Source organism: Paenibacillus sp. J22FR5 (genome assembly GCF_059691975.1).
In genome coordinates this window covers 18,220-43,301 of record NZ_JCAUAN010000004.1, presented here as the reverse complement: position 1 = coordinate 43,301, position 25,082 = coordinate 18,220, and the positions used below count along the sequence as shown (strand labels likewise).

Annotated in this window: 19 protein-coding genes; 7 read left to right on the top strand and 12 right to left on the bottom strand. The window is 44.7% G+C overall.

Annotated features, from left to right (window positions below):
* Window positions 1–19 precede the first annotated feature (19 nt).
* The 7 genes from AC58P7_RS08200 to AC58P7_RS08170 all read right to left on the bottom strand — a co-directional run bounded on the left by AC58P7_RS08200 (window position 20) and on the right by AC58P7_RS08170 (window position 10,019).
* Window positions 20–1,630 carry a response regulator transcription factor gene (locus AC58P7_RS08200; RefSeq protein ID WP_497341639.1) on the bottom strand — a complete coding sequence of 537 codons (1,611 nt, stop codon included), beginning with the start codon at window positions 1,628–1,630 and terminating at the stop codon, window positions 20–22.
* Window position 1,631: 1 nt separating this feature from the next.
* Entirely contained in the window at window positions 1,632–3,377 is a 1,746-nt protein-coding gene (locus AC58P7_RS08195; RefSeq protein WP_497341637.1) for a sensor histidine kinase, read from the bottom strand.
* Between the two features lie 145 nt (window positions 3,378–3,522).
* Window positions 3,523–5,262 carry a DUF5605 domain-containing protein gene (locus AC58P7_RS08190; RefSeq protein ID WP_497341635.1) on the bottom strand — a complete coding sequence of 580 codons (1,740 nt, stop codon included), beginning with the start codon at window positions 5,260–5,262 and terminating at the stop codon, window positions 3,523–3,525.
* A 4-nt stretch (window positions 5,263–5,266) separates the two neighbouring features.
* Entirely contained in the window at window positions 5,267–6,775 is a 1,509-nt protein-coding gene (gene glpK / locus AC58P7_RS08185; RefSeq protein ID WP_497341633.1) for a glycerol kinase GlpK, read from the bottom strand.
* Between the two features lie 11 nt (window positions 6,776–6,786).
* Window positions 6,787–7,722 carry a transketolase family protein gene (locus AC58P7_RS08180; protein WP_497341631.1) on the bottom strand — a complete coding sequence of 312 codons (936 nt, stop codon included), beginning with the start codon at window positions 7,720–7,722 and terminating at the stop codon, window positions 6,787–6,789.
* 2 nt (window positions 7,723–7,724) lie between these two features.
* A complete protein-coding gene (locus AC58P7_RS08175; protein ID WP_497341629.1) occupies window positions 7,725–8,570 on the bottom strand; it encodes a transketolase in 846 nt (281 codons plus the stop codon).
* 15 nt (window positions 8,571–8,585) lie between these two features.
* Complete coding sequence (locus AC58P7_RS08170) at window positions 8,586–10,019, bottom strand: L-fucose/L-arabinose isomerase family protein (protein WP_497341627.1); 1,434 nt, start codon at window positions 10,017–10,019, stop codon at window positions 8,586–8,588.
* A gap of 323 nt (window positions 10,020–10,342) precedes the next feature.
* Here AC58P7_RS08170 and AC58P7_RS08165 point away from each other — a divergent pair, with 323 nt between their 5' ends.
* A complete protein-coding gene (locus AC58P7_RS08165) occupies window positions 10,343–11,392 on the top strand; it encodes a LacI family DNA-binding transcriptional regulator (RefSeq protein ID WP_497341625.1) in 1,050 nt (349 codons plus the stop codon).
* A gap of 111 nt (window positions 11,393–11,503) precedes the next feature.
* Here AC58P7_RS08165 and AC58P7_RS08160 read toward each other — a convergent pair whose 3' ends face one another.
* Window positions 11,504–13,507, bottom strand: coding sequence for a beta-galactosidase (locus AC58P7_RS08160; protein WP_497341623.1), 2,004 nt, complete (start codon window positions 13,505–13,507; stop codon window positions 11,504–11,506).
* Window positions 13,504–14,856, bottom strand: a complete 1,353-nt coding sequence (locus AC58P7_RS08155; protein WP_497341621.1) for a glycoside hydrolase family 30 protein — start codon at window positions 14,854–14,856, stop codon at window positions 13,504–13,506. The genes AC58P7_RS08160 and AC58P7_RS08155 overlap by 4 nt, the downstream gene beginning before the upstream one ends.
* A gap of 126 nt (window positions 14,857–14,982) precedes the next feature.
* Between AC58P7_RS08155 and AC58P7_RS08150 the strand changes: the two genes are divergently transcribed.
* Entirely contained in the window at window positions 14,983–15,891 is a 909-nt protein-coding gene (locus AC58P7_RS08150) for a helix-turn-helix domain-containing protein (protein WP_497341619.1), read from the top strand.
* A 14-nt stretch (window positions 15,892–15,905) separates the two neighbouring features.
* On the opposite strand, the gene AC58P7_RS08145 is transcribed toward AC58P7_RS08150, so the two are convergent.
* The 3 genes from AC58P7_RS08145 to AC58P7_RS08135 all read right to left on the bottom strand — a co-directional run bounded on the left by AC58P7_RS08145 (window position 15,906) and on the right by AC58P7_RS08135 (window position 20,553).
* Window positions 15,906–17,024, bottom strand: a complete 1,119-nt coding sequence (locus AC58P7_RS08145; RefSeq protein WP_497341617.1) for a glycoside hydrolase family 5 protein — start codon at window positions 17,022–17,024, stop codon at window positions 15,906–15,908.
* 132 nt (window positions 17,025–17,156) lie between these two features.
* On the bottom strand, window positions 17,157–18,764 hold the full coding sequence (locus AC58P7_RS08140) for a response regulator (RefSeq protein WP_497341615.1): 1,608 nt from the start codon (window positions 18,762–18,764) through the stop codon (window positions 17,157–17,159).
* A gap of 1 nt (window position 18,765) precedes the next feature.
* Complete coding sequence (locus AC58P7_RS08135; protein WP_497341613.1) at window positions 18,766–20,553, bottom strand: sensor histidine kinase; 1,788 nt, start codon at window positions 20,551–20,553, stop codon at window positions 18,766–18,768.
* Between the two features lie 216 nt (window positions 20,554–20,769).
* Here AC58P7_RS08135 and AC58P7_RS08130 point away from each other — a divergent pair, with 216 nt between their 5' ends.
* The 5 genes from AC58P7_RS08130 to AC58P7_RS08110 all read left to right on the top strand — a co-directional run bounded on the left by AC58P7_RS08130 (window position 20,770) and on the right by AC58P7_RS08110 (window position 25,060).
* Window positions 20,770–22,122: an ABC transporter substrate-binding protein gene (locus AC58P7_RS08130; RefSeq protein ID WP_497341611.1), complete on the top strand. Its 1,353-nt coding sequence runs from the start codon at window positions 20,770–20,772 to the stop codon at window positions 22,120–22,122.
* A gap of 87 nt (window positions 22,123–22,209) precedes the next feature.
* On the top strand, window positions 22,210–23,100 hold the full coding sequence (locus AC58P7_RS08125; RefSeq protein WP_497341609.1) for a carbohydrate ABC transporter permease: 891 nt from the start codon (window positions 22,210–22,212) through the stop codon (window positions 23,098–23,100).
* A 13-nt stretch (window positions 23,101–23,113) separates the two neighbouring features.
* Window positions 23,114–23,938, top strand: a complete 825-nt coding sequence (locus tag AC58P7_RS08120; protein ID WP_497341607.1) for a carbohydrate ABC transporter permease — start codon at window positions 23,114–23,116, stop codon at window positions 23,936–23,938.
* 525 nt (window positions 23,939–24,463) lie between these two features.
* Window positions 24,464–24,685 carry a hypothetical protein gene (locus AC58P7_RS08115; protein WP_497341605.1) on the top strand — a complete coding sequence of 74 codons (222 nt, stop codon included), beginning with the start codon at window positions 24,464–24,466 and terminating at the stop codon, window positions 24,683–24,685.
* Window positions 24,686–24,703: 18 nt separating this feature from the next.
* The gene (locus tag AC58P7_RS08110; RefSeq protein WP_497342041.1) at window positions 24,704–25,060 is read left to right on the top strand and encodes a GMC family oxidoreductase N-terminal domain-containing protein; all 357 of its coding nucleotides are present in this window, start codon (window positions 24,704–24,706) and stop codon (window positions 25,058–25,060) included.
* The last annotated feature ends 22 nt before the right edge of the window (window positions 25,061–25,082 follow it).

Below are 25,082 nucleotides of genomic sequence, written 5' to 3'. Positions count from 1 at the left end.
TGATTAGGGCGGAGTCTTTCTATCTTTTCTCAAACTGCTTTCGATATTCAATGGGATTCATACGAACCGCTTTCTTGAAAAGCGTCGAGAAGTAAGAAACATTCGAATAACCCGCCAACAGCGCAACTTCGATAACGGATTTATCCGAGCCTGCAAGTAGATCCTTGGCATATTGGATCCGCTGCTGCTGCAAATAGTCGGAAATAGATAAGCCCGTTTCCTTCTTGAATACCCGTGTCAAATAATCCGGGTTTAAAAATACGTGTGCTGCGATATCATCCCTTGATAATTCCGAAACGGAAATATGATTCGCAACGTATTGTATCACCTTTTCAACGACCGACATGCTCCCTTCCGTCGAATGGATCTGATTCATCGCTACCTCTATCACATATTGCACCCATTCTTCCAAGGCGGCTATAGATCTCAGTACCAATTCCGGCTTTTCCGTGAATAGATTAGCTGCAAATACTTTATTCGCTTGTAATCCTTTCATTTGAAGAACAAAGAAAAGCATTTGGAGAAAATCCTGATAGAAGCTGTGCAAGAGCGGAGCACCAATTCCTTCTCTGGTCTCTCTTAACAATTGGAACAATAACTTAACCTCGTTTAGCAGCTTTTCCTTAGACCCTTGCTTCATCAACTCTGCCCAATCATTCAAAGATGGTAGCTCTACCTTGGACGCTCCTTTCTTCACATCCCAAAGCACGATGGTTTCATTTACCACGGAGACATTGTCTCGATCCAAATCGTTCATCCTGCTCACCATGGGTACGACTTCATGAAGCGAGGCAGGTTCGCTGATATAACAGCATAGATCACAGTAAAAGTATTGATTGCAGGATTGCACGTATTCCTCGCATGCCTCGCGCAGCTCCTTCATTTGATGTTGGCGCTCATAAGGAACCATGATCAACAAACATCCATTTTCCGGAGAGATGATCGCTGTATACGTGTTGTTTCGCGTAATGTTCTCTTCCGCGGCATTCTTCAACGCATATTCCATAATGCGTTCATCCCGCTGATTCAAATTCTTATGCCAACGCCTCACACGTATCATAATCAGCACAAACCGCATGGCATTCAAAGACAATACATTATACTTTTGTAAATGCTCCGTAATTTTTTCCGGGTTGGAGGGAATCGATTGTTGGATCAGATCCTGCCAAAAGCGTTCTTTCATCAATGGCTGATGGGATTCCCATAACTGATAATAATGCTTATACGTTTCTTCGAAAGAATGAAGCTCCTGATCTTTTTTTATTTTGGACAAAACCTTCAGGATCACATCTTCTAGCTCCTCGTAATCCACAGGCTTCAACAAGTACTCAAAGCTGTCCAATTGGATCGCACGCTTCGCATACGAAAAATCGGAATGACACGTTAAAAATATCGTCTCTGTTCTAGGATAATGTTCTCTAACCCAGCTTAATAAATCCATGCCGGAGCCCTGCGGCATTTCGATATCGCAGATCATCAAATGAACCGGGGATGCTGCATAGATCTCCTGAGCCTGCTTCATGCTATGGGCTGTATGAACCGTACCAATATGGAGCTTGTCCCAGTCGACGCCAGCCTGTAATCCCCTCACGGCGTGCACTTCGTCGTCGACGATTAATACATGAACCATTTTACTCATCTCCTGTTAGTTGAAAATCTGCCGGTATACGGATCCTCACGCACGCGCCTTTACCGACTTCATTATAAAAATCAATAGCGGCTTTATCCGAATACAACAAGTGCAGTCTACGTTTGACATTCCAGATGCCGATGTGTTCCCCATCTTCACTAGTCAAATCCATATTCCCCTTCAATACTGCTAAAATAGGCTCCGGAAAGCCTGCTCCTGTATCCTCGATATGAATAACCACCCGTCGATTCTCTTCGTCTTCCTCTGTATTTACCCGGATATCGATGCGTATCTGTTCGTCCATATTAACAGCATGTTTAATGGAATTCTCCACCATCGTCTGAATGACAAGCGGCGGAATCTGCAGCGAAAGAACGGCGTCTGGCGCTTCGATCCCATACGATAAAATGCCCGGAAATCGAAGCTCCTGAATACGCAAATAATTTTGGGTGTGCAGCAGTTCATCCTTGAGTGTTACCAAATAGGAATTACTCCGGAACATAAACCGGAAGTAAGCAACAAGACACTTCGTCATCTCCTGAATTAATTTGAAATCCTTTACCGTTGCCAGGTTATAGACGATATTTAGTGAATTCAAAAAGAAGTGAGGATTGATCTGAAGCTGCAATTGCTTAAGTTCCGCGTGCTGATGCATTAATTTTTCTTCATAGACGTTAATTTTCAGATGTTGAATTTCAGTGATCATACGATTATAGGTCTCATTCATGATTCCAAATTCAGTAGAAGTCGGATAGTATTCAATTTGCGAATTCAAACGCCCATCGCCTAATTTTCTCATCGCCAGAATGATCCGATTGATCGGAAGCAAGAACACTTTTCTCATGTAAATGATGAACATCAGCAGAAATGCAATGGCTCCAATCGAAATGATGGATGAAATACGTTGAAGATAGGGTAAGTTTTCCAAGGCTGTTTCCTCGGGGATTAAGGCGAATAAATAAAAGTTACCTTTCTCCGACGGTTCCCCCATTACTAAATAATCTTCATTCATTCCCGAGAGTGTATATTCCTGATCGGTTAGCGTTAATTGAATGCCTTTCTGTTCAATTAAATCCCCGTGACTCATGGGTACTAGCTTATCCGAAGTTAACAGCGCCGCGCCATTAGAGCCGAGGTTAATGAGCTGAAGAGGGATCATAAGCTTCTTAGCATTCACCCATGCCCCAACATAGACACCGCCGGTTTTTATCACATGATATAAATAATGATTTCCTTCCGATTGCCAGGTATACCATCGATAAACATTGGGAGTCACTGTGTTATCCTGCAGCATCCGTTCAATTTCTTGGGCCACCTGATTACGTTCCTCAACACTGGTTCCAAAACCTTGCGTCATGAGCAGTTCTTTATTTAGGTCGGAATAAATAAAGAAGGAATCGATTCCTTTGTAATAGCTGACATTGTCATTGAGCGTTTTAAACAACCAAAGCTTAGCTTTCGTATAGTTATTTTCGTTTTCACGTTTATCCGTATCTAATACAAGTAAATCCAAATTCGTCTGTGACAAATTGAGCAAATAGTTGTCCACTTCCTGCAAATTGCGGTCGATCTGCCCCATATATAAGCTCAACATGTTTTTATTGGACTGGGCCACTTGGTTGCGAACCACTTGAGCCGAGTAATGATTGATAACAAGCAGAACGATGATAAGAGGAACGATCGTGAACAACAATCCGGAGAAAAGCTTGACACGCAAAGAGTTCAGCCATAATTTCATTTTTCGCATGAAGACGCTCTCCTCAATTAGGGTTAGGTCTCCCTATTGTACAACGAAGACAGGAACAAAACACTATGTAGGTGATATCTATTGCGAAAAAATGACATGCCAAACTGTTGTCAGCTTGCATGTCATTATGGTTGTCATTCAGCTTTTATATCTTCCTTAATCTAACGGCTATAAATGGTGTCCCAGGCAGTTCGATCCGAAAGGATCCCTCATACATGCCATCCTGCTCATGGACGGTCATATTCCACGTATCGATAACATCCACTTTATAACGAATGCCTGGCTTCATGCTATATGTCCTGAAACTGGGTTGGTTAAAGCCATAGTAGTACAAGTAATATTCATCTGGAACGCCCGCTGACGGAGCGTCCCACTCGGACTTTAATGGATTCAGACCTTCTGTAGGTCCCTCTGCCATAATTTTGTGCAGGAAGCCAATACGTTCAGGACTGCTTCCGTAAAGTTTCCCCCCCTTGGACCACCACAGGATGTCCTCGTCATGCAAATAGGTTTCACCGTGACCGACATAGCCGCCTCGAATGACACCTTCCCAGAATCGGCGTACCATTTCCTGTCCGGAAATATTACCCCAGCCCTGATCAATGTTACCTTCATACGCGCATTCATCAATGACAATAGGCTTCTGCCACTGCTCCCGCCATTCATTGGTATTTTCCGCAGTCCGGTAAACATCGACCCGCTGGATGCTGCAATGAGTTATCCAAGGCCGATTGTAATCGTAGAAACCGAAACAGTTGTGAATGGAGATTAAATGATGGTACGGATCATTCTCCGTTACGATCTTCGCGAAGCGTTCCCAATCCTCCGTCTCCTTCTTCCACATCAAATCGTACTCATTGGCGAGTGACCACCAGACATGACGATAAGCCGATAACCGAGCTGTCAGATAACGCAGGTAACGGTCATCTGCGGACTTGGACATTTCGGAGAAGCCCCAACGGTCATAACCATGGAATAAAATCAAGTCTGCTTCGATTCCAAGCTTCCCAAGATCAGCAATTCTATTTTCCAAGTGCTGAAAGAAATCAGGATTAAATCGCGTATAATCCCAACCCTCCGGGGCGGAACCCTCGTAAGGGTAATAAACAGGCTCATTCGCATTGAACTGATAGGATTTTGGGAAGACACACATTCGCATCTTATTGAAAGGGGCAGATTTAAGCGTAGCTAACGTCTGCTCCTCCAACTCATTGCCTTGATGGGTCCAGACGTAACTGGTGGTCCCGACCGGAATATATGGCGTACCGTCCTCGTAAGCGAAATGGAAGGTATGCTTGACCCGTACCGGTCCATGGTTCCCCTCAGTCGGGGCTGTGCATATAAATTGCCCTGTCAGTCCACTAAGGGAACGCGCGTTACTATGGGTACTGTACGTCCACGTACCTACCGTATCCGGCATAAAACGGATCCGATAAGTACCTTGCCCGTCATAAAAGCCTAGGGTTCGGACAACTCGGCCTTCAAAGCTGAATTCAGCCTCCAAACTTACATCCACAAATGGATTGCCGTGTTGCGGCCCTAACAGCGTTAGCTCGTAGACGCCCCATTTTTCGATTTGATCAGGCGCTTTGGTTGTCGCTGACCCCAAACCTACGGATTCGTTCTCATAATCGAGCACTGGAAAGATCTCTTCCTCCGTCTTTATTTCAACTTGAATCGTGGATAATTCCGCGAAGATTGTCTCCAGCAATTCCGGTGCTATACTCCAAGCCGGATTGAACGTATTATACGATGGCAACGTATTTTTCTTAATGAACGAAAGAAATGGGGAATCCTTGAGATGAGGTATATATTTCAACAGTACGGCTCGACCTGCTGGATTCTCCCAAATTTGACCTATCTTCGAATTTTCATTTAACGTCATTTTTCTAGGCCTCCGTCTTCTTGTTTGTGTATAGTACCGAAGTAACCGCACGATTCCATCCCGCGATATGCTGATCACGTATGTTTTCCTGCATCTTTGATTCAAAAACAGAATAAACTTGGCCTCGGTTCTTAATCTCATCAAGCGATAACCAGAAACCGACCCCTAGCCCTCCAAAATAAACAGAACCCATCGCAGAAAGCTCGGAAACCTCCGATTTAATGACGCTACGTTCCAGCACATCTGCTTGAAACTGCATAAGTGTGATGTTATCGGAAGCGCCTCCATCTGCGCGCAGTTCTTTCAATTGGATGCCGGATTCAGCTTGCATCAACTTTACCGCATCATTGACTTGGTAGGCAATGCTCTCTAGCGCTGCACGGATGATGTGCGACCTTCCACTTCCCCGGCTCATCCCCATAATAGCTGCTCGGGCATTGGGATCCCAGTAAGGAGCGCCTAATCCAACGAAAGCTGGAACGACATATACACCTTCGTTATTCGGAGCTTGAGCAATCAATTCCTCCATCTCTTCAAAACTGCGAAAGAGGCCTAATTGATCGCGAACCCATTTGATCGTATCGCCGGAAGTGCGGATGATAGCCTCAAGCGCATAGGTGATCTTGCCGCTCATCCCCCATGCAATGGTAGTCACCAAGCCATTTCCAAGCTGATCATGTTTCTCCCCAATGTTCATGAGTACAGAGGTGCCGGTTCCATACGTCGCTTTGGCCATACCGGTATCAAAACATTGATTGCCAAATAAAGCGGCTTGAGAGTCACCAATTATGCCAGAGATAGGAATCTTTGCTGAGAATAGCTCAGGATCCTGTGTATAGCCGAAAATCTCATCCGACGACTTAACCTCCGGCAGTATGGCCGATGGAATCTGGAACCATTCACATAATTCATTGTCCCACTCTAACGTATGAATATTGAATAATGACGTTCGGCTGGCATTCGTAAAGTCAGTGGCATGAACGCTGCCCCCTGTGAGTTTCCACAGGAGCCAACTGTCTATTGTACCGGCCAGAAGCTTTCCTTGTTCGAGTTTCTTCCCAGCGCCTTCTGCATGCTCCAATATCCATCCCCACTTGGTGGCAGAGAAGTAAGGATCGAGGACAAGACCCGTCTTGGCGCGAACGATATCTTCCATGTTGGCAGCTTTATATGCGGCGCATCGATCCGCTGTCCGCTGACACTGCCAAACGATAGCGGGATAGATTGGCATACCTGATGTTCGATCCCAAACCACGGCCGTTTCTCGCTGATTGGTGATGGTCAGACCGGCTAACTGATCGGCGTCAATTCCGGCCAATTCCATGGCATAATGAGCAGCTCTTTTCACATTGTTATAAATCTCAAGAGGGTCGTGCTCCACCCAGCCAGGTTGCGGATAGCTTTGCTTATGTTCGGCCGTACTGCGGGCGATAATACTTCCGGAACGATCTACGATCAAGGCCTTCGTCCCCGATGTACTTTGATCTATGGCTAGGATAAAGGTTTCAAACATGAGCATCCCACCTACTTGCCAAGCATCTCAAGCGCTACACGCTTAAGATTATCTGTGTGGATCCCGTAATGCTTGAATACTTCCGAGCTTTTCCCCGCGATGGCCGGTTCATCTGGAATGCCGATAATACGCATCGGAACAATTTGATGTTGGACGACTACCTCTGCGACTGCGGCGCCGAGCCCGCCGAAGATACTGTGCTCCTCAACTGTAATGATATGCCCAGTTTCCCCAGCAGCCCGAATGATCGCTTCTTCGTCTAACGGCTTAATCGTGTGCATATTGATAACGCGGCAGGATACGCCAACCTCTTGTAGAGCTTTCTCCGTATCGAGAGCTACCCGAACGGTTTCCCCTGTAGCAATGATCGTGAGATCCGTGCCATCACGCATAGTCACCGCTTTGCCAATGACGAATTCATAGTCATCGGATTCGTAGACATCCTCTACCGCATTTCTACCAATACGAACATATACGCCGCCTTGGTGCTTAACTAAAGCCTCTGTCATTCTCTTCGTTTCATGACGATCGGCAGGCAATACTACCGCAAGTCCCGGAATGGCTCGAGCTACAGCTATATCCTGAACAGAATGGTGTGACATACCGAGGGCGCCATAGCTGACACCTCCGCTTATGCCTACAAGCTTCACGTTAGTACCAGAATAAGCCACATCCACTTTGATCTGCTCAATGCTGCGCATACTTAGGAAACAAGCCGGCGAAGTGACAAAGGGCTTCTTCCCGCTATGGGCTAGACCAGCTGATATGCCAACAATATTTTGCTCGGCAATGCCGACCTCAACGAATTGATTAGGAAATGCATTGGCAAAAGGCGCCATAGCCGCGGAACCTCGGGAATCGCTGGTGAGAACCATAATATCCGGATCGGTTTCAGCCAATCTCAATAGTGTATCGCAAATAACCTGACGGTTAGGGATCGTATTCATGTTTAGCGCACCTGCCCTTCTTGACTCAATAGCTCAAGCGCCGCGGAAAGTTCTGACAATGCTTGCGAAAGCTGTGTATCGTTTGGCACGTGATGGTGCCACGCAGGATTATTCTCGGCAAAGGAAACGCCTTTGCCTTTCACTGTATTGGCCATGATCAGGGTAGGTTTTCCAGGTACACTTGGTACCGCCCCGAAAGCCTCTACAAGCGATTCCATATCGTTTCCGTCAATGGAAACAACGTTCCAACCGAATGCCGCCCACTTCTCCTCCAGAGGCTCAAGCCCCATGACTTCTTCCGTGCTGCCGCTGATTTGCAGGCGATTTCGGTCAATAATACCCACGAGATTATCAAGTTTGAAATGGGGACCCGCCATAGCTGCTTCCCAGACTGAGCCTTCCGCTTGCTCTCCATCACCCATGAGACAGAATACCCGGTAGCTCTTACCATCTCTTTTAGCCGCAAGTGCCATGCCTACCGAAATAGCAAGCCCATGCCCTAGTGCACCAGTGTTCATTTCAATCCCGGGCACCTTATTGTTAGGATGGCCGATCAGGCGTGTACCGAACTGACTGAATGTCTCTAATTCTTCTTTCGGGAAAAAACCTAGGTCTGCGAGGATGCACCACAGTGATTCCACGGAGTGTCCCTTGCTAGCGATGAAGCGGTCCCGCTCGGCCCATTTCGGATTCTGTTGATCGAATTTCATAATGTTATAATATAAGGCCGTCAAAATATCCGTATTGCTCAGGGAGCCGCCGGTATGCCCTGTCTTGGCTCCGTGTATCATCTTCAGTAGATCCATTCGGATCTGGATGGCTTTTGCTTTCAGTTCTGAGTAGTTCATGCTATCCCTCCTAGTTTACAGATCAGCGCCTCGCAGCCACGCCTGAATTTCTTGTACCGTCGGATCCACCGGATCCGCGGAAAGACCTGGTATATATTGGCACGCTTCATAAAGTGCGGGAATCACATTAGCATGAATACCAACGGCATGATGAACGTAGGGTCCTTTCACCAACTTTTCTTCCCATAACGGCCAGTCATTTACTTCCACCCAAACATAGGAACCGCGTGTATAAGGACCTTGGATACCGCGTGCACGCCCTAAAAACAATTGATATTCCCCATGGTCACCATCAAAGCGAGCCAGCGTTATTCCGCCGCCTTTGATTTCCCCTTCGTGTGTACCTGGCGCATGGTCATCGAACAAGAAGTGCTTGCGCAGCTTCGGCTTATCCTCTACCGATAGAGAGACAGGAAAATTACCGCAGTGAAAGAGCAGTTCCCCGTTCGGATTCTCAGGATGACGGACCGTCAAGTCGGCGAAGAATGTCGGAGCTTGATTCATCGAAGCAGCCTGCACCATGATAGAGGTAATCGCTCCGTGAATGTCAGTTTCGCAGGTTACCGGAATCTGCTCATCCGTTAGAATCGCATTGGCCAGACAAGGCATAATTCCCATAGCATCTTGAAGGGAGGACCAACACTGGATAGCGATTGCTGTGCTACCTGTTTTGGTTGCGTATTGTTTCATGGCTACCTTCAGAGCTGCGATGCGCTTCACGTCATCCTCGGTAACTTCGCTATAATCAAGCTTTTCTTTGATATAGGAAATGGCTTCATTCAGCTCAGCGCTGTTTCCTTTTTCAATCTGTTTCGATGTCCGTTGAATATCGATCAGCGTAATGGGATGAATCTCGATGCCGAACCGCTCCAGCAGTTCACCCTCGTTGCACATCATCGTTAAGAAAGAAGCGGGTCGAGGTCCAATCTGCAAAATACGCAAGTTGCGCATTTTGCGAACAACGTTCGCAGCAGCAATGAAATTGGTAAATCCACGTTCAAATACTGGATCATTCACCCGACTGTTGGTCACATAAGTGAAAGGCACATTAAAACGGCGCAGCACTTTACCAGTGGCGAATAGCCCACATTGGGTATCTCGCAAACGCATACCGTCCTCAAGAGGTGATTCATCGCGAGGTCCCCATAACAACACAGGCTTTCCAAGCGCTTTACCAACCCTAGCTACGGTATCCTCGGTACCAAAGTTACAATGTGGAAAAAAGACAGCGTCCACCTTTTCCTCTTTGAAGCGTTCAATAATAGCATCCGCATTAATATGATCGTCATATAGCAGCCCCTCGGAATTCAATCCCTCTAAGTCCACGATGTCGATGTCCAAACCGAAGCTCTCAATTTTCTCTCGGATATGAACCTTATACTTGAAAGCATCTTCAGCGCTAAATACAAAACGACGGGTAGGGGCGTAACCCAGTTTAAATTTCTTCATGTCATGTCTCTCCTCTAAAATCAAATGATAAATGGATAAATTAACAGCTAAACATAGTAAGGTAAAATTTAATAAATTAACTAAACAATCGTAAAAATTAATCGTTAATGATATGAATTATTTTCTTAAACTTCTTTATAAAATCATCCTATCACCCTAAATTTCAGGTGTCAACGACTTATTTTAGTTATTTTAAAATAAAATTTAGTTATATAACAACTAAACTTAACTAAACAAAATAGATTCATCTTGTATATATTTATCAATCGTTGTAAACTAAACTTACTTAACGAATTAGTTAACATGAAAAGAGGAATCCGATAATGAAGATGGAAGATATTGCGAAATTAGCAGGTGTTTCAAAATCCGCCGTATCCTTTGCTTTCAGTGGAAAGCCTGGAATCAGTCCAGAAACACGTGAACGCATCCTGCAAATCGCCCAGGAAAGCGGATACCTCCCTAGAGCAAAATCCCCGTCCATTGACCATACAGCTAAATCACTTACTTTTTTAGTCATTTCAAACTCCGGAATCGTATTAGAACAGTTTTATCAACAACCATTCTTCAGGGAACTTATCCAATTCATAGAGGAACGATGCCGTACGAAGGGCTATTCCTTGCTTTTTTCCTCCATCGATATGGAGTTTTTGGAGAGGGATATTCGGATGGTTGCAGAGGAAAAAAAGAGCAATGGCGTCGTCCTTCTAGGTACGAACTTAAATAGGGATCAAATCGCAGATATTGCTAATAAACTTCAATCGCATCTCGTTGTTTTGGACACCTGCTTTGATACCTTGCCGATTCATTTTGTAGAAATTAACAATTTTATGGGTGCATATCAAGCAGGCACTCATCTCTGTGAGATAGGGCATACCGATATTGGCTATATTGAATCGAATGTCAGAATTCATAATTTCGAGGAGAGAAAGCGTGGCTTTTCCTCAGCCATTCAAGAACATGGCAGAGAGATTCTGAATACCCACAGATTTTCCGTAGCGCCTACCATCCTATCCTCCCAAGATTCGCTCAAAGCTCAGTTGCTCGCGTTCCTGAAGGAAGGGCATCGTTTGCCCACCGCTCTATTTTGCGAATGCGATTATATCGCCATCAGCGCTATGAAGACACTTCACGAACTCGGATACCGAATACCAAATGACGTGTCCGTTATCGGTTTTGACAATATCTCCGAAGCGGTTATTGTTTCGCCAGAATTAACGACCGTCCATGTAGAAAAGCAGAGAATGGCTTATCTCGCTGTAGATCTACTTATTGAATCGATTGAGTTAGAGCAAAGTGCTGGCACTAAGATCAAGGTCGATACTCATTTCATCGAGAGACTATCCTCGCGAGCGAATCATGCATCGATAGACTAGGCCAAAAAGGTACAACCGCCAATTCTTATTCCGCCTTTCAATTGATCTATTCGTTCAACTCTACACAAAAGAGACTGCCACTCTGGGCAGTCTCTTTTATACCATATGCAGTTACGATTCTTCGACAATCGCAATTCCCCAGCGAGTCAACTCCCTGACCGCCCCTTGCTTCACTCCCTGCCCGCTCAATAATTCTTTCCCATCCGCATGGGGATACTTCAAAGTCTCGGTACGATCCGAGTAATTGAAATAGTAACGGACCGTCTTCCCTTGGTCATTAACACCCGATTTCACAATAAGGGGATAGTGGATATCCTGATCCTTCCCCCAAAGTCCGGCGTCTTTAACCGCCTTTTCTAGCACTTTACTCATCACGGCAGCGCTCGGCAGACAGCCAACATAAGTCGTAGTGCCTTTTCCGTATCGGTTCTTTGTAATTGCCGCATACGCTCCCCAATGAGGATGGTCATAAGAGGCCAATACTTCTGCTGTCGTAGGCGTAAGCAGTTCCATCCATGTGTTCACTGTGTTGTCCTCGGGTCCAACTTCAAAAGGGTCACCCTTGAATGAAACGGCTTTCGGCTCCACAAATAGGCTGTAGCGGATACCGCAAGCTTCATCGATCATACCGGGTTGAAGCGTGGTGCGTACTTTGACATGTTCATTGGTGAAGCCGCTTTTAAACGTGTATACAACATGCCCGCCATTTCTGACGAAAGCGTTCAACCGCTCCAGCAGTTCATCCGACGCTGCGTATAAGGCCGGAACAAGGATCAAGTCATAACTCTCCAGATTTTCGCTGTCCGGATGAATCATATCGCAGCCGACATTCATCTTATAAAGCTGGTCGTACATAAGCCGAACCACGTCATTATAGTTAGTCTTCTGCCCAGGCAGAGGGAACCATTCTATCGCCGTCAAAGCCTCATTGCTGACCAGCAACGCAACCCGATTCGATTTCTGCAGGTTCACAAGATACGGCGACAATCGATGGAAATCGCGGCCGATTGTCTTGGCTTCATCATAAACTGGATTCGGTTCGAAATCATGGCTTAGCAAGCCCTTCCAGTAGGTCTCGAATGAATTGTGTATCGAATGCCAATGCCAATAAGAGACCATGTTGGCCCCAGAGGCCAGATGACTGAAAGCTTGAAGCCGTAACTGTCCTGGGTAAGGCGTCCAGTTCGGAAAAGCTTGCGCCTGCGTTTCCAAAACGAAATAATTGCTTCCTTTTAGTGAACGTGTAACGTCTCCGCCAAAGGAAATTTCGGCTCCTGTGAGTTCATCTTGGGAAGGGTGATAAATGTCGACTCCGGCGATATCCAAAGACGCCGATGCAGCAAAATGGTCTACATCCGGCTGGACGCCGAAAGAGTACCCTCTCCATTCGAAATCAAAGTTATGTGTGACGAACTGACCTGGTTTTTTATATTCATTTACAATAGATGCTTGCCAAGCTAGAAAATCGGTGACGAGCTTTCTTTGGAATCGGGCGAATTCTGCCCCTAGACTGCCATTGATCGTACCGACGACGGAAGGAAAGTCCTCCCAACTGTTAATTCGGTTGCTCCAGTAGTCCAGCCCGAATTCTTGATTGAGACGTTCCAGGCTTCCGAACTTGTCTTTCATATATTTCACGAACATGAATTGAACGTTCGCACCTGCGGTATGATAATGCTTGGTCTCATTATCTACCTGATAACCGATAATAGCAGGGTGATTTTGGACATGTCCAATCAGTTTACGGATAATTCTTTCTGAATAAAACAAATACGTCGGATTCGTAATGTCCATAATCTGACGAGCCCCGTAACGTCCCGGCCCCTTCGGAGTTACGGCCAGAACGTCTGGATGCTCTTTTACCATCCAAGTAGGAATTGCATATGTGGGAGTTCCTACTATGACCTTAATGCCGGCTTCATGCATCGCATCCAACACCCGATCGACATGTGAAAACTCGAATACCCCGTTCTGCGGTTCATGCGTGCTCCATGTCGATTCGGCAATTCGCACCACATTAATACCGGCATCCTTCATCATCTGGATATCTTGATCTAATCGTTCATAAGGCATATATTCCCTATAATACGCACCACCATACAGCAGCTCTTTCATCGCCCATTTCCTCCATTAAACACAATCGTATTGAAAGAATCCGGTTCAAGTTCAAATGTATGAATCCTTGTCCCATCTGATAAACGAACAACCTTTGTTTCTGCAAACGGATTGGCGACCACGACCACTTTTTCTCCGTTTGGCTTTTCAAAAGCAAGCGCATTTCCGGTCCATGGACCTTTTAAGCCTATTCGGATAGATCCTGGAGAAACAAAGTGGGAAAAGTGCTTCATCACATAGTATTCTGGGTTGAAAGTCGCTGCCTTGGTCGCTGGATCTACCGTAATCATCGAGTTTTGCTCCCAGCCCCACGTGCTGCGTCCCTTCGGCTCAAGCACCATGTTCCAATAGATGTAGGCATTCACGCCGTTCGTGAAATAATGCTGATACAAATTATAAATGTATTTGGCATAATCCCATGTATTCGTACCGTCTCCACATTCATTTTCTGTTTGCATATAACGAAGTTCCGGATAACTTTGAACCGTTCGCTGGATACCATATTTTCCGGCCCATTGGTAACCGACACCTTTAATATATTTGTAAGCTTCAGGATCACTTAGCACGGTAAAAGCATAGGCATTGAAATCAGACGACGATTTTTTCAACCATTCCTGCCACGGCTCTGGTGCATTAATCGTTCCCAGCCAAATTTCGGCATCAATCCCATGCTTCTCGAAAGCAGGGCCCAAATAATCCCGAATGAAATCACGCAGCTGTTCTCCTGTCCACAAACAGGATGGGAATTTTTGATCCGCAACGACTTCGTTTTGAACATGAATTTGATGAATCGTAATCCCTTCATTGCGATACGCTTCTACATATTTGACGAAATAAAGCGCATATGCTGCTAGTATTTCCTTTTCCCAGCGTAATGTGCCATAGTTATAAGCTCTAGGGAACTTCATCCAAGTTGGAGGGCTCCAAGGAGAGGCGAAAAATTTCAAATTCGGATTATAGCTTAAGGCTTCTTTTATATACGGAATCAAATATTTCAGATCCCTCTCAATAGAGAAATGATTCATTTCGAAATCTCCGTCTGTCTCATTTAAACTATACCACTCGAGTGCGTAATCACTGGCGCCGATCGGAAGACGGCAAATACTGAACTTATGATCTCCATCTGGATGAAAAAGCGAGTGTAAAACCTGCCCACGTTCCTTTTCCGACAAATGAGCAAGCGCGGCGAAACCTAACTCATTGAAACATCCACCGAAGCCTTCAACCATTTGAAATTTTTCATCGGTGATGGTAAGGTTTGTATCGCCGATTCCACGATCAGACACTTGTTTCTCTTGCCAAACGGATTCTTTGGTGCTTGATATCCACTGTATGTTAGCGTTTCCCATTATATAAAACCTCCATCAGTTTTTCGTACGACTTGATCCTTTTCTCTCTTTATTATAGATTGAGAGTAGATCTATACGCGATTGTCCAAACAACGTGAAATTTACCCAAAACCAAGGTGAACCGATATGGCTAAGGAAAAACAGCATTTGACTTGGGAAAACGCAAATTGGCTTCCTATGATTGATTGGAATGTCAAATTTTTTGGAGCTCACCTACAGCAGGTGGAGAACAATTGGGAAATGCCCATTGAATCCCATATTGGCTTTGAAGTTAACTTGATCCTAGAGGGATCCCAGGAAACGATGATGGAAAAGAATCGTTACTTGCTGCAAGCAGGAGATATTATCCTCATCCCGCCCGGATTCAAACACGCTAACCGTTGTATTTCAGAAGAAGGCATGAGGTATTTCACTGCCCATTTCAACGTAGATGACCCCTTATTTCGTCAAGAAATGATCACTAACTCTAAAATCCTCTTCCCAGCTGAAACCGAGGAAAATGGTAAACTTCGAAAAGTTCTCGATTATTGGGTTGTCATGGCTGGGCAGCCTCGCGAATATACGACAGCAGATCGGTTTCGCTTACAAGCTACTTTATTTGAGTTATTTGGAATCCTATCGCAAATCGTCTGTCTGGCACAGGATCAGTATAATAGCATACCTCCTAATTCCGTTCAGTATGCGAAAGCGATTGCTGAAGCCATAAAAGCATCCTTCAATTCACATTCTCCGATGGATGAAGAAGCGACTGGAAATTCTTTTCGTATCGAGGAGATGATTTCTTCACTTGGGATCAGCCCTGGTTATGGGCTCGAGGTATTTCGCAAAGTTTATGGGATGTCTCCGCGGCAATATTTGTCTGACCTTAAATTGCATGAAGCTAAAGTCCTCATTGCACAGCCCGATCTACCTCTCAAACATATTGCCACGATATTGGGGTATTCTCATTTATCTCATTTCAGCAGACAATTTAAACGGTGGACGGGGATGAGCCCCTTACAATACCGCCAATCGAAAAAAGCTACCTATCCTTAGGTAGCTTAGCGAAATCAATACTTATCCGGCAACCACTCTTGATCGATGCTCTTGCCCATATCCCAGCTGTCCCAGCCTTCTGTTTTTGAATCGTTCACCGTATCAAGCAGCAGCTTGTAATTCCAGTAGAACCAGCCCTGCCCCTTTTCCCAAGCAAGCAGCTGTGCATGGGCAAGTTTCTGATAGAGCGACTTCTGTTCTTCTGCGTTCATTTCTTTTAAACCCTCTGCGTTATTGAAGACACACCACTCACCGATGATAACCGGAAAATATGCCTGCATTTCAGCAATATCTTTAGCGAAGTTCTTCTCTATAAATTCGAGGTAGGCATCCAGATTGTTGGCACAACCCATTATCTCTGCAATCATAAGATACTGATGCGTATCCAGAACAACGTTAACGAACTCCTCTTCTCTCATGAAATCCTTCCACTCACGAAGCCTGAATCCATCATGGAATACGACAACCTTATCCTCTGGTAAATACTTTCTTATTCTCCGGTATGCCTCTACATAGAAGGTACGGAGGAAATCGCTTGGTACTCCTCCAGAACCCGCAGCCTCTTCCTGATCGACCGCAGGATAGCGATTCGGAATATCTGCAAGATTCCACACTTCTTCGGATATAGGCTCATTAAGGATCTCAATCCCCCATAGACCTTCTCTTGTTCCATAACGCTGCGCCATTCGTTCCAGTACTGTCAGCACGAACTCCACTGCTTCCGGATTTTGACACCATTTGCACACACCACAGAGTCCACCGTTGTCAAAACCATTCTGACTCCCAGGGACCGTATGAAGGTCAATCAGAATCTGAAGCTTATATTTCTCAGCCCAATTGAAGGCCTTATCCAGGTACGCAATACAGCCCACAAAAGGTTCTACATCTCCAAAGATAAAATATGGAACGGGGATACGGACAGTGTTTAAGCCTTTGCTGGCAATATACGCAAAGTCACGCTCAGTAATGAATGTTGCTCTATGTTGGGTATATCTGTCGACTTTTATATCTTGGGGCAAGGTTCTGCAAAGCCATGTCTCATCTTCGCATTCTGTTCCAGCGAACATAGTCGGGTTCATCCACTTTTCTAGAACAAGCCAGTTACCTAAGTTTACTCCTTTGATTTGTTTCATCGTTATCTGCTTTATCGCTTTCCCCTTCTTTCCTAGCTGATATAGATTCAGTGTAGGACAAGAGGGCCGCAGCAGCTTACCACGAATACGACTTCTGACTTTAGATATTCCGACTTATCTACGTTGCCTTAATCAATTGATTTCGGTTGTTTGATTCCGATACTGGTTGGGCGTCATTCCCGTATACTTCTTAAATACTTGAAAAAAGTATTTCTCGTCCTGGTATCCAACCTCATGAGCAATATCAGCGATCCGAATACTCTTGTCGGCAAACTTACGACATGCGTGGTCTATGCGAATCCGATGCAGATAGTCGAGGAAGCTTGTCTGCATTTGCTGCTTAAATAGAAGACTGACGTAACCTGGCGTGATGAACACTTCACGTGCCACAGTCTCGCGGCTAATGTCCTTATGATAATTCTGTTGGATGTAAGCGAGTACCGTGTCGAAAAGCTTATTGCTGTTCTTTTTTGAATGCAACTGCTCCCCAACGACCAGCGCGGTTTCATTTAGCGCTTGCATAATGCTATCCATGCTCGATCGTGCCAGCATGTGTGTGATACTCGTTAAATTTTGACCAAACACCGCTTGTACATTGACGTTTTTCTCTATACAGAGCCTGTACAATGCGAAGAATAGGGAAAAGATCGAATTCAACACTTGATCTTTCAATGAGCTCTCTGGATGAAGTGCTTGCAAGAAGGACATCAAATTATCGCGAATAGCCGTCTCTTCTCCTTGCAAGACGGCTTGGATGACTGCCTTTTCCAGCGCTAGCGGGTAAGAAGAATGTTCAATTTCCTCATCTACCGCATCCATATAGTTAACAATCTTCTCGTTTCCAATGTAAAATCTTGCGTCTAGCGCCCGAGTCGCCTCCTGGTAAGAGGTACGCAAATGGCTTACCTCCGCGCCAATACTGCCAATACCAATACTTACAGTGAACTTGAGGTAGCTATCCGCGTTATGCTGAATCTTTTCCGCATACTGGCTAAGCACGTCATGATTGAGCCAGTCCTCCGAATTCAAAATCAGGATCAGATCGTCGTTATACTCAAAGGCCACGCATCGTCCCAATGAGCTGAGAGTCTCTTCGGCGATGTTTTTCAATCCATATTTGTAGAGCTCGATATCCTCGCTCCCTACCTTCTTTTGAAACGAATGGAAATTATCAATTTGAATAACAACCACACAAAAAAAACGCTCAGAAAGCGTAATATCATTCATTTTCAGATTCGCAAGCAAACGCGAATAGGGTGGATTATCGGATAAAACGAGCCGGCTTAGCGTATTCTCCTTAAGCAGCGGAAAACTTTCGCGAAAGCCTGCCTTCAACTGTTCGAAACTTCTCGACTGTAATCGTTCTTTCTCGATCTCTTGGGTCAGCAACAAAACGAGATCAAGAATCTCCTGTCTTCGGCTCGGTTTGAGCAAGTAATGACTGGCCCCGACGGACATCGCTTTCTGGGCATACTCAAACTCGTCATATCCACTCATAATGATGCATTTAACTGCAGGATAACTTTGGGAAACCTGCTCAATAAGCGAGAGCCCATCCATTTCCGGCATTCGGATATCCGTTAACAGGATATCCACATGAATCTTCTCCATCCATTCGAGCGCTTCGGCCCCATCCCGTGCTTCAGCAATAATTTCGATATCATGGGCGTTCCAATCGATTAATTTTCGAATACCGTTCCTTGCTCTCTCTTCGTCGTCGACAATCATTAAATTGATCATATTACTGCCCACTTTCCAGTTCCTTAACAACCGGGATAAGTATTTCTACAATGGTTCCTTTTCCCGGCTCGCTGGAATAATTTAATTGATAATTATCCTTATAGAAATGTCGTAAACGCTCGTGAACGTTCTGTACGGCATAACCGCCTGTATCCTTCCCCGTATAGATATCGCTCTCACTGCGCATTTCCTTAATATATGCCATCGCTTCGGGGGACATGCCGGGACCGTTGTCCTCGATTAAGAATCGAAGGTGTTGACCTTCTAGTACCCCAGATACCCGAATATGCCCTCCGCCGCGCTTGCGTTCGATGCCATGAACAATCGCGTTCTCCACGAAAGGCTGTAAGCTCAGCTTTAGAATAATGAAGTCATCTAATTCATTAGGAATGTTGATTAAATATTCTAACGAGTCATTAAAACGCATTTTCTGCAGAGACAGATAAAGTTCTAACAGTTCCCGTTCCTTGGAGACGTTAGTGAAACTTTTCCCCCGATTTAAGCTAAGACGGAACAGGCGGGAGAGATTAATAATCATCTCTCCGATTCTCTCTTGTCCTGCCGCCTCTGCCTCCCAGAAGATCGTATCGAGCATGTTATACAGAAAATGCGGGTTTATCTGAGATTGCAATGCTTTCAGCTCTGCTTCCTGCTCGCGTAATCGAAGGACGTATACATCGTCGACTAGCGCTTTTATATTGGCAACCATATTATTGTACCCATGGCTTAAATGTCCGATCTCATCCCCGTATTTAATTTCGATCTTTTCATCAAACTGGCCATTCTGGAATCGCCTCATTGACGTTAGTAAGTTCTTGATAGGAGCCGTTAGGAACGATGAGAGCAACATAAGAATGGGAATACTTAGAAAGAGCCAGCAGACGATCATTAGAAATACGAAAAGTTTGATCGAATTCAATTCATTTGTGAGCAGACTTAACGGCACCGTGTATAGAATCTGCCAATCATTTTCACCTGTACTGTACGAAAGAAGCAGGTCTTCGCCCCCAACAGTGATGACCTTGGAGCCGGCAATTTTATTCTCATCGTTGTTTAGTTTCATCTCTCTGGCCGTTTCAGAGTAGAACTCCTTGCCCGCAGATAGCAACGATATACCATTCTGATCGAGAATGACGATGCCATGGTCCTTGTCGTACATGTTGTTCAGGTATCTGTTCAGAATGGTCTTCTTGTTCACCCCAACGAAGATAAAGCCGATATTGCTTCCGTTCTTCACATCCCGAACAATCCGTGTCATACCTATTTTTTCATTGCGATTATCTTGCAAAAATGTGTTATTTTCATCCGTCAATGGAAACCATAAGGAAGAACCATTCAATTCAAGTGTTTTGCGATAGATATCGGATTTCTCGATGGACTCCATCGTAAAAGCTCCGCTACTGTCGTCTGTTGCTAACTGGAACAGCGGAAGTCCTGACTTGCCATACAGAGCAACGTAATCAAAGTTACCCGTAACGAGCATTTGATCCATGAGCGTCGAGTTCGCATCGCTGAACAATAACGGCTCAAGTGAAGCGACCGAGTTCCCATTTTGTTCAAGTATGGTTTGAATAACGGGGGCGATACTAAACACCGTTACCCAATTGTTCATGGTGCGCTGTAAGGATGCAAAGTTATTTTCAACGACCTTCATAGCACCCTGATTGGTCGTACTAACCTTATTCACAATCTGCTTCTCTGATGTTCGAAACGCATAGTAGCCCAGAGATAACGAGAAAACTGTCATTAGGAGAGAGAACAAAATGATAATTTTATATTTAAGACTCATGTTTAAATAGAAATTAAGCATTTTCATAGATCACTAACTTTCTGAATTTCTTTTTATCATAGACGCCCAGCATCCATTGCGCAATGGCTGAACACTTGGATTCGATATTCTTAAACTTTACACGTCTTTTCTCTACTGACGATTCTGATTCACTTTGATATTATGCAGAAAGAAACGAAATCCAAACCAATCCAACACTAATCAGGGGGAATTCAAATGGTTTATCAAAAGAAATGGTCCGTTGCGGCAGGTGTCCTTGCAACTGTTACGATTTTGTCTGCTTGCGGCAGCAACAACACGACTGGCAACACAAGCAGTGCAAGTCCATCGGCGGGTGGAGCAGTTAGCACCGCGAAAGCAAACGAGAAAGTTACACTTCGATTGTTTTCGAATCTGCCTGACCGCAAATCAGGCCAAGGCCTTGCCGAACAAATGATCATCGACAACTATATGAAAGAGAACCCGAACATCAAAATTGATGTAGAAGCACTTGCTGAAGAACCATTCAAGAACAAGCTGAAAGCCTATATGGCATCCAACGAACCCCTTGACATAACGATGGTTCACGGCGGTGCTGAGCTTAGTACGTTGGTAAAAGCTAATTACGTTAAGGAAGTCAAACCTGCTGACTACAACAGTGATAAATTTAACTTCTTGCCAGGCGTATATAAATCATTCACGTTTGACAACAAGACATACGGTCTTCCACGTAACAGCGACTATGAAGTCATCTATTACAACAAGAAACTATTTGCAGATAACGGTGTAAAAGTTCCAACTACTTTCACGGAATTGCTGAGCTCTATCCAAGCTTTCCGCGATAAAGGTATCGCGCCAATGTCCATTAACGGCAAAGATCTTTGGAGCTTCGGCGAGATGTACCAAAACATTCTTCAACGCTATAGCGGTGATCAAAACCTTATTTTGGATGCGGTTGACAAGAAGAAAAAATTTACCGATGACCCTAGCTTCCTTAAAGCAGCTGAATACATGGCTCAACTGCGTGATAAAAAGCTTTTCCAAGATGCCTTTATGACGGCTGATTACGGCGCTTCACAAAACCTATTTACCCAGGGGAAAGCTGCCATGTGGTACATGGGCTCATGGGAAGCAGGCATGGCCACGAATAAAAGCTTGCCTGAAGACTTCCGTAACAATCTGACAGTCGCTAAGTTCCCGATCGCAGAGGATGGCAAGGGTAAAGCTACCGATCTGATTGCTTGGAACGGCGGCGGATACTCACTCGTGAACAGCTCCAAGCACCCAGAAGAAGCTAAGAAATTCTTCGATTACCTGTTTAGCACTACGCAATGGCCGAAAATTGCTTGGGATACGGGTGCTGCCGTACCTGCTCAAAAATATACGCTGACTGGAAGCGAAAGCGAAGTTCAAAAGCAATTGACTGACGTACTAGTTAATGCAAGTTCCACGCCAGGCGTTTCATTCATCGACTATGGTACTCCTAAATTCAAAGACGACGTTCAAAATGCGCTTGGTAAATTCTTCGCGTCTACACAGAAGCCAAGTGAATTGGTCGCTGCCCTGCAAGCCGCAGCAGATACACAGTAATTGCAGCATGTATAGATAACGGACTAGGTAAGGACAGGATCTCGATCCTGCCCTTATCCTATTCTTAAGGATGGAGTGAGTATACACATGCATAGAGTTCTAAACAATAAAACAGCAATCTTCCTCTTTGTGTTTCCCGGTCTTTTGCTTTTCATGCTTACCTTTCTGGCACCAATTTTCCTAAGCGGTTACTATTCACTAACTGACACGCTAGGACCAGGTACGAAAATCCAGATGGTTGGTCTGCAAAATTATGTGGACTTAATCTTTCATGATACAAAATTTTGGATTGCGCTTCGAAATGCCGTCTTACTCGGACTTGGTTTCATCATCCTGCAGCACCCGATATGTATTTTTTTCGCCATCCTGCTTGATCGCATCGGCGGCAAAGCGGAGAAAGTATTCCGTACGATCTTCTTCATTCCATGTGTCATTTCGGTCGTCGTTATCTCTAAGATGTGGTTATCGTTGTTGGACCCGACATTCGGAATCGTTAACAAATTGCTCACTTTCGTTGGTCTTGATGCATTAAAGCATGCATGGCTAGGCGAGAGCAGCACTGCACTTGGTTCCATGCTGTTCATTCTCATTTGGGCTGGTTTTGGGTGGGGTCTATTGTTCTACTACGCTGGCCTCAAAGGAATTCCTGAAGATCTATATGAAGCGGCGAGCCTGGATGGAGCGTCGGGTTTGAAGCTTCATCTGCGTATCACCGTTCCGTTGCTTTCGCCTGTGATTACCGTTCAGGTTACGCTGGCGATGATTACTGCACTCAAGCAGATGGAGTTGGTATTCCTTACAACCAATGGCGGCCCTGGTGACGCCACGCAATTCCTTGCGGTTTATCTGTATAACAAAGCGTTCTCGGCAAGCCAATACGGTTATGCGAATGCAATATCTATTCTATTCATCATCATATGCTTGCTCGCGACGTATCTCAGCAACAAATTTATTCGCAACGACGCGACGGAATTCTAAGGGGGTTTCAACTATGAAATCGCGAAATAAAATAGGGGTATGGATCTTCTTCATAATTGTCGCCTTCCTACAATTGTTCCCACTCATCTGGCTGATAGACTTCTCGCTAAACAGCAGCGCCGATTTCTATTCCGATCATATTCTAAAGTGGCCAAGTGATCCACAATGGCATAATTATAAGAACGCATGGGTTGACGGCAAGTTTCTGAAATATTTCCTCAATAGCACTTTGGTATCTGGTGTCACCATTTTGCTGACTGTGATCTTATCGCTTACATTAGCTTACGCATTTACACGGATGCAATGGAAGCTACGCTCGTTCTTCTTTGCAGTCATCTTGCTTGGTATTATGATTCCGATTCACGCTACTTTACTACCAAACTTTGCCATCTTCAAGTGGTTAGGCTTGACTAATTCTTATCTAGGGCTCATTTTGCCGTATACAGCCGTATCCGTTCCCTTAGGCACCTTTATGCTAACGGGATTCCTTCGCAGCATCCCTAAGGCAATGGAGGAATCAGCGGTCATGGACGGCTGCAATATCTATCGCATCGTATTCCAGATTATTGCACCACTGACTATGCCTGCTCTTGTAACGGTAATCGTGACGACATTCTTGAACTGTTGGAACGAATTCATTATGGCTTCAACGTTCTTAAGCAAAGACTCTTTAAAAACGTTACCATTCTCGGTCATGAACTTCGCTGGGCAATATTCATCCGACTTCGGATCTCAATTCGCCGTAATGGTCTTAACATCCGTACCAGCAATTATCATTTATGCCATATTCAACGAGCAAATCACCAAAGGCGTTACTGCTGGTGCCGTCAAAGGCTGATCTATCATAGACTAAATACTGCAACGCCAAAATAAAACCATTACCTCAGATGACCAAAAAGATCTGAATAATGGTTTTTTTCATTTTTTAGTTTTAGTTTTTAAATCCAACTATTAAAAGCGATGATCTGATCAATGAAGGTAAACCCATTCATCTGCCCTCTATAGACAAACATTATTCTCCTTCTCCAGTTCCCAGTAATGATTCAACTGTATATTCAAACCAATGGATTCCACTTACCACTTTTGAACAAATGTCCGAAACCGAACATGTTCTGATCATTGGCAGTGGGGCAGGAGGAGGGGCTGCTCTATGGAGATTATGTGATTCATGGGGAAGAAACGACAAAAAAATCGGAGTTCTTGAGACAGGAGATCTAGTACTACCTACGCATGCACAAAATATTACCACGATGACTACTTATCGATTGTGGAACGAATATTTACCCAGGATTTCAATCCCTATAGTAAATACCTCCCTGACTTACCGGGAGCCATACAACTTTTTGCACTTGGAGGAAGAACTTTGTTTTGGTCAGCTGCATCTCCTCGCATTCATGTTACTGAATTTGAAGAATGGCCTTTGACAGCCACAGAAATGGAACCTTACTACATGATTGCCGAACGCATCATGAATGTCACACGAGCTTATGCTCAGGGCTATACCATTCAGGATATCTTTCTTCAACGTCTGCTGGAAAAGAACTTTCCAGAAGCTAGCGCTATACCGCTAACAGTCGACCTTTAAGAAACACAATATGGGAAGATCCACTCCAACGCATTTTTCAGCTCTATTTCTTTTCTGGGCTACGCATTGAACCGCAAACCCTTTGACCTAGCAGTCAAAGCCCGAGTCATTAAAGTGATTGCTGAAAATGCGAAAGCTATTGGTGTCGAAGCTATGTCAAGGGAGAAGCAACCGTTCTTTATTAAAGCGAAGACGGTTGTTTTATCTACAAGTTCATTTGAGACCCCCCGCATTTTACTTTACTCCGATATTCAAGGGCGAGCAATCGGTCATTATCTGGTGAATCATTGTTTACTCAGAGCTGAAGGATTTGCAATCGCAAGGAATTTCCAGAAATTATGGGAGCCTATGGTATTATTGTTTTTTGGTTGGTGACATTGCAAAAAAGAGCTGCTTC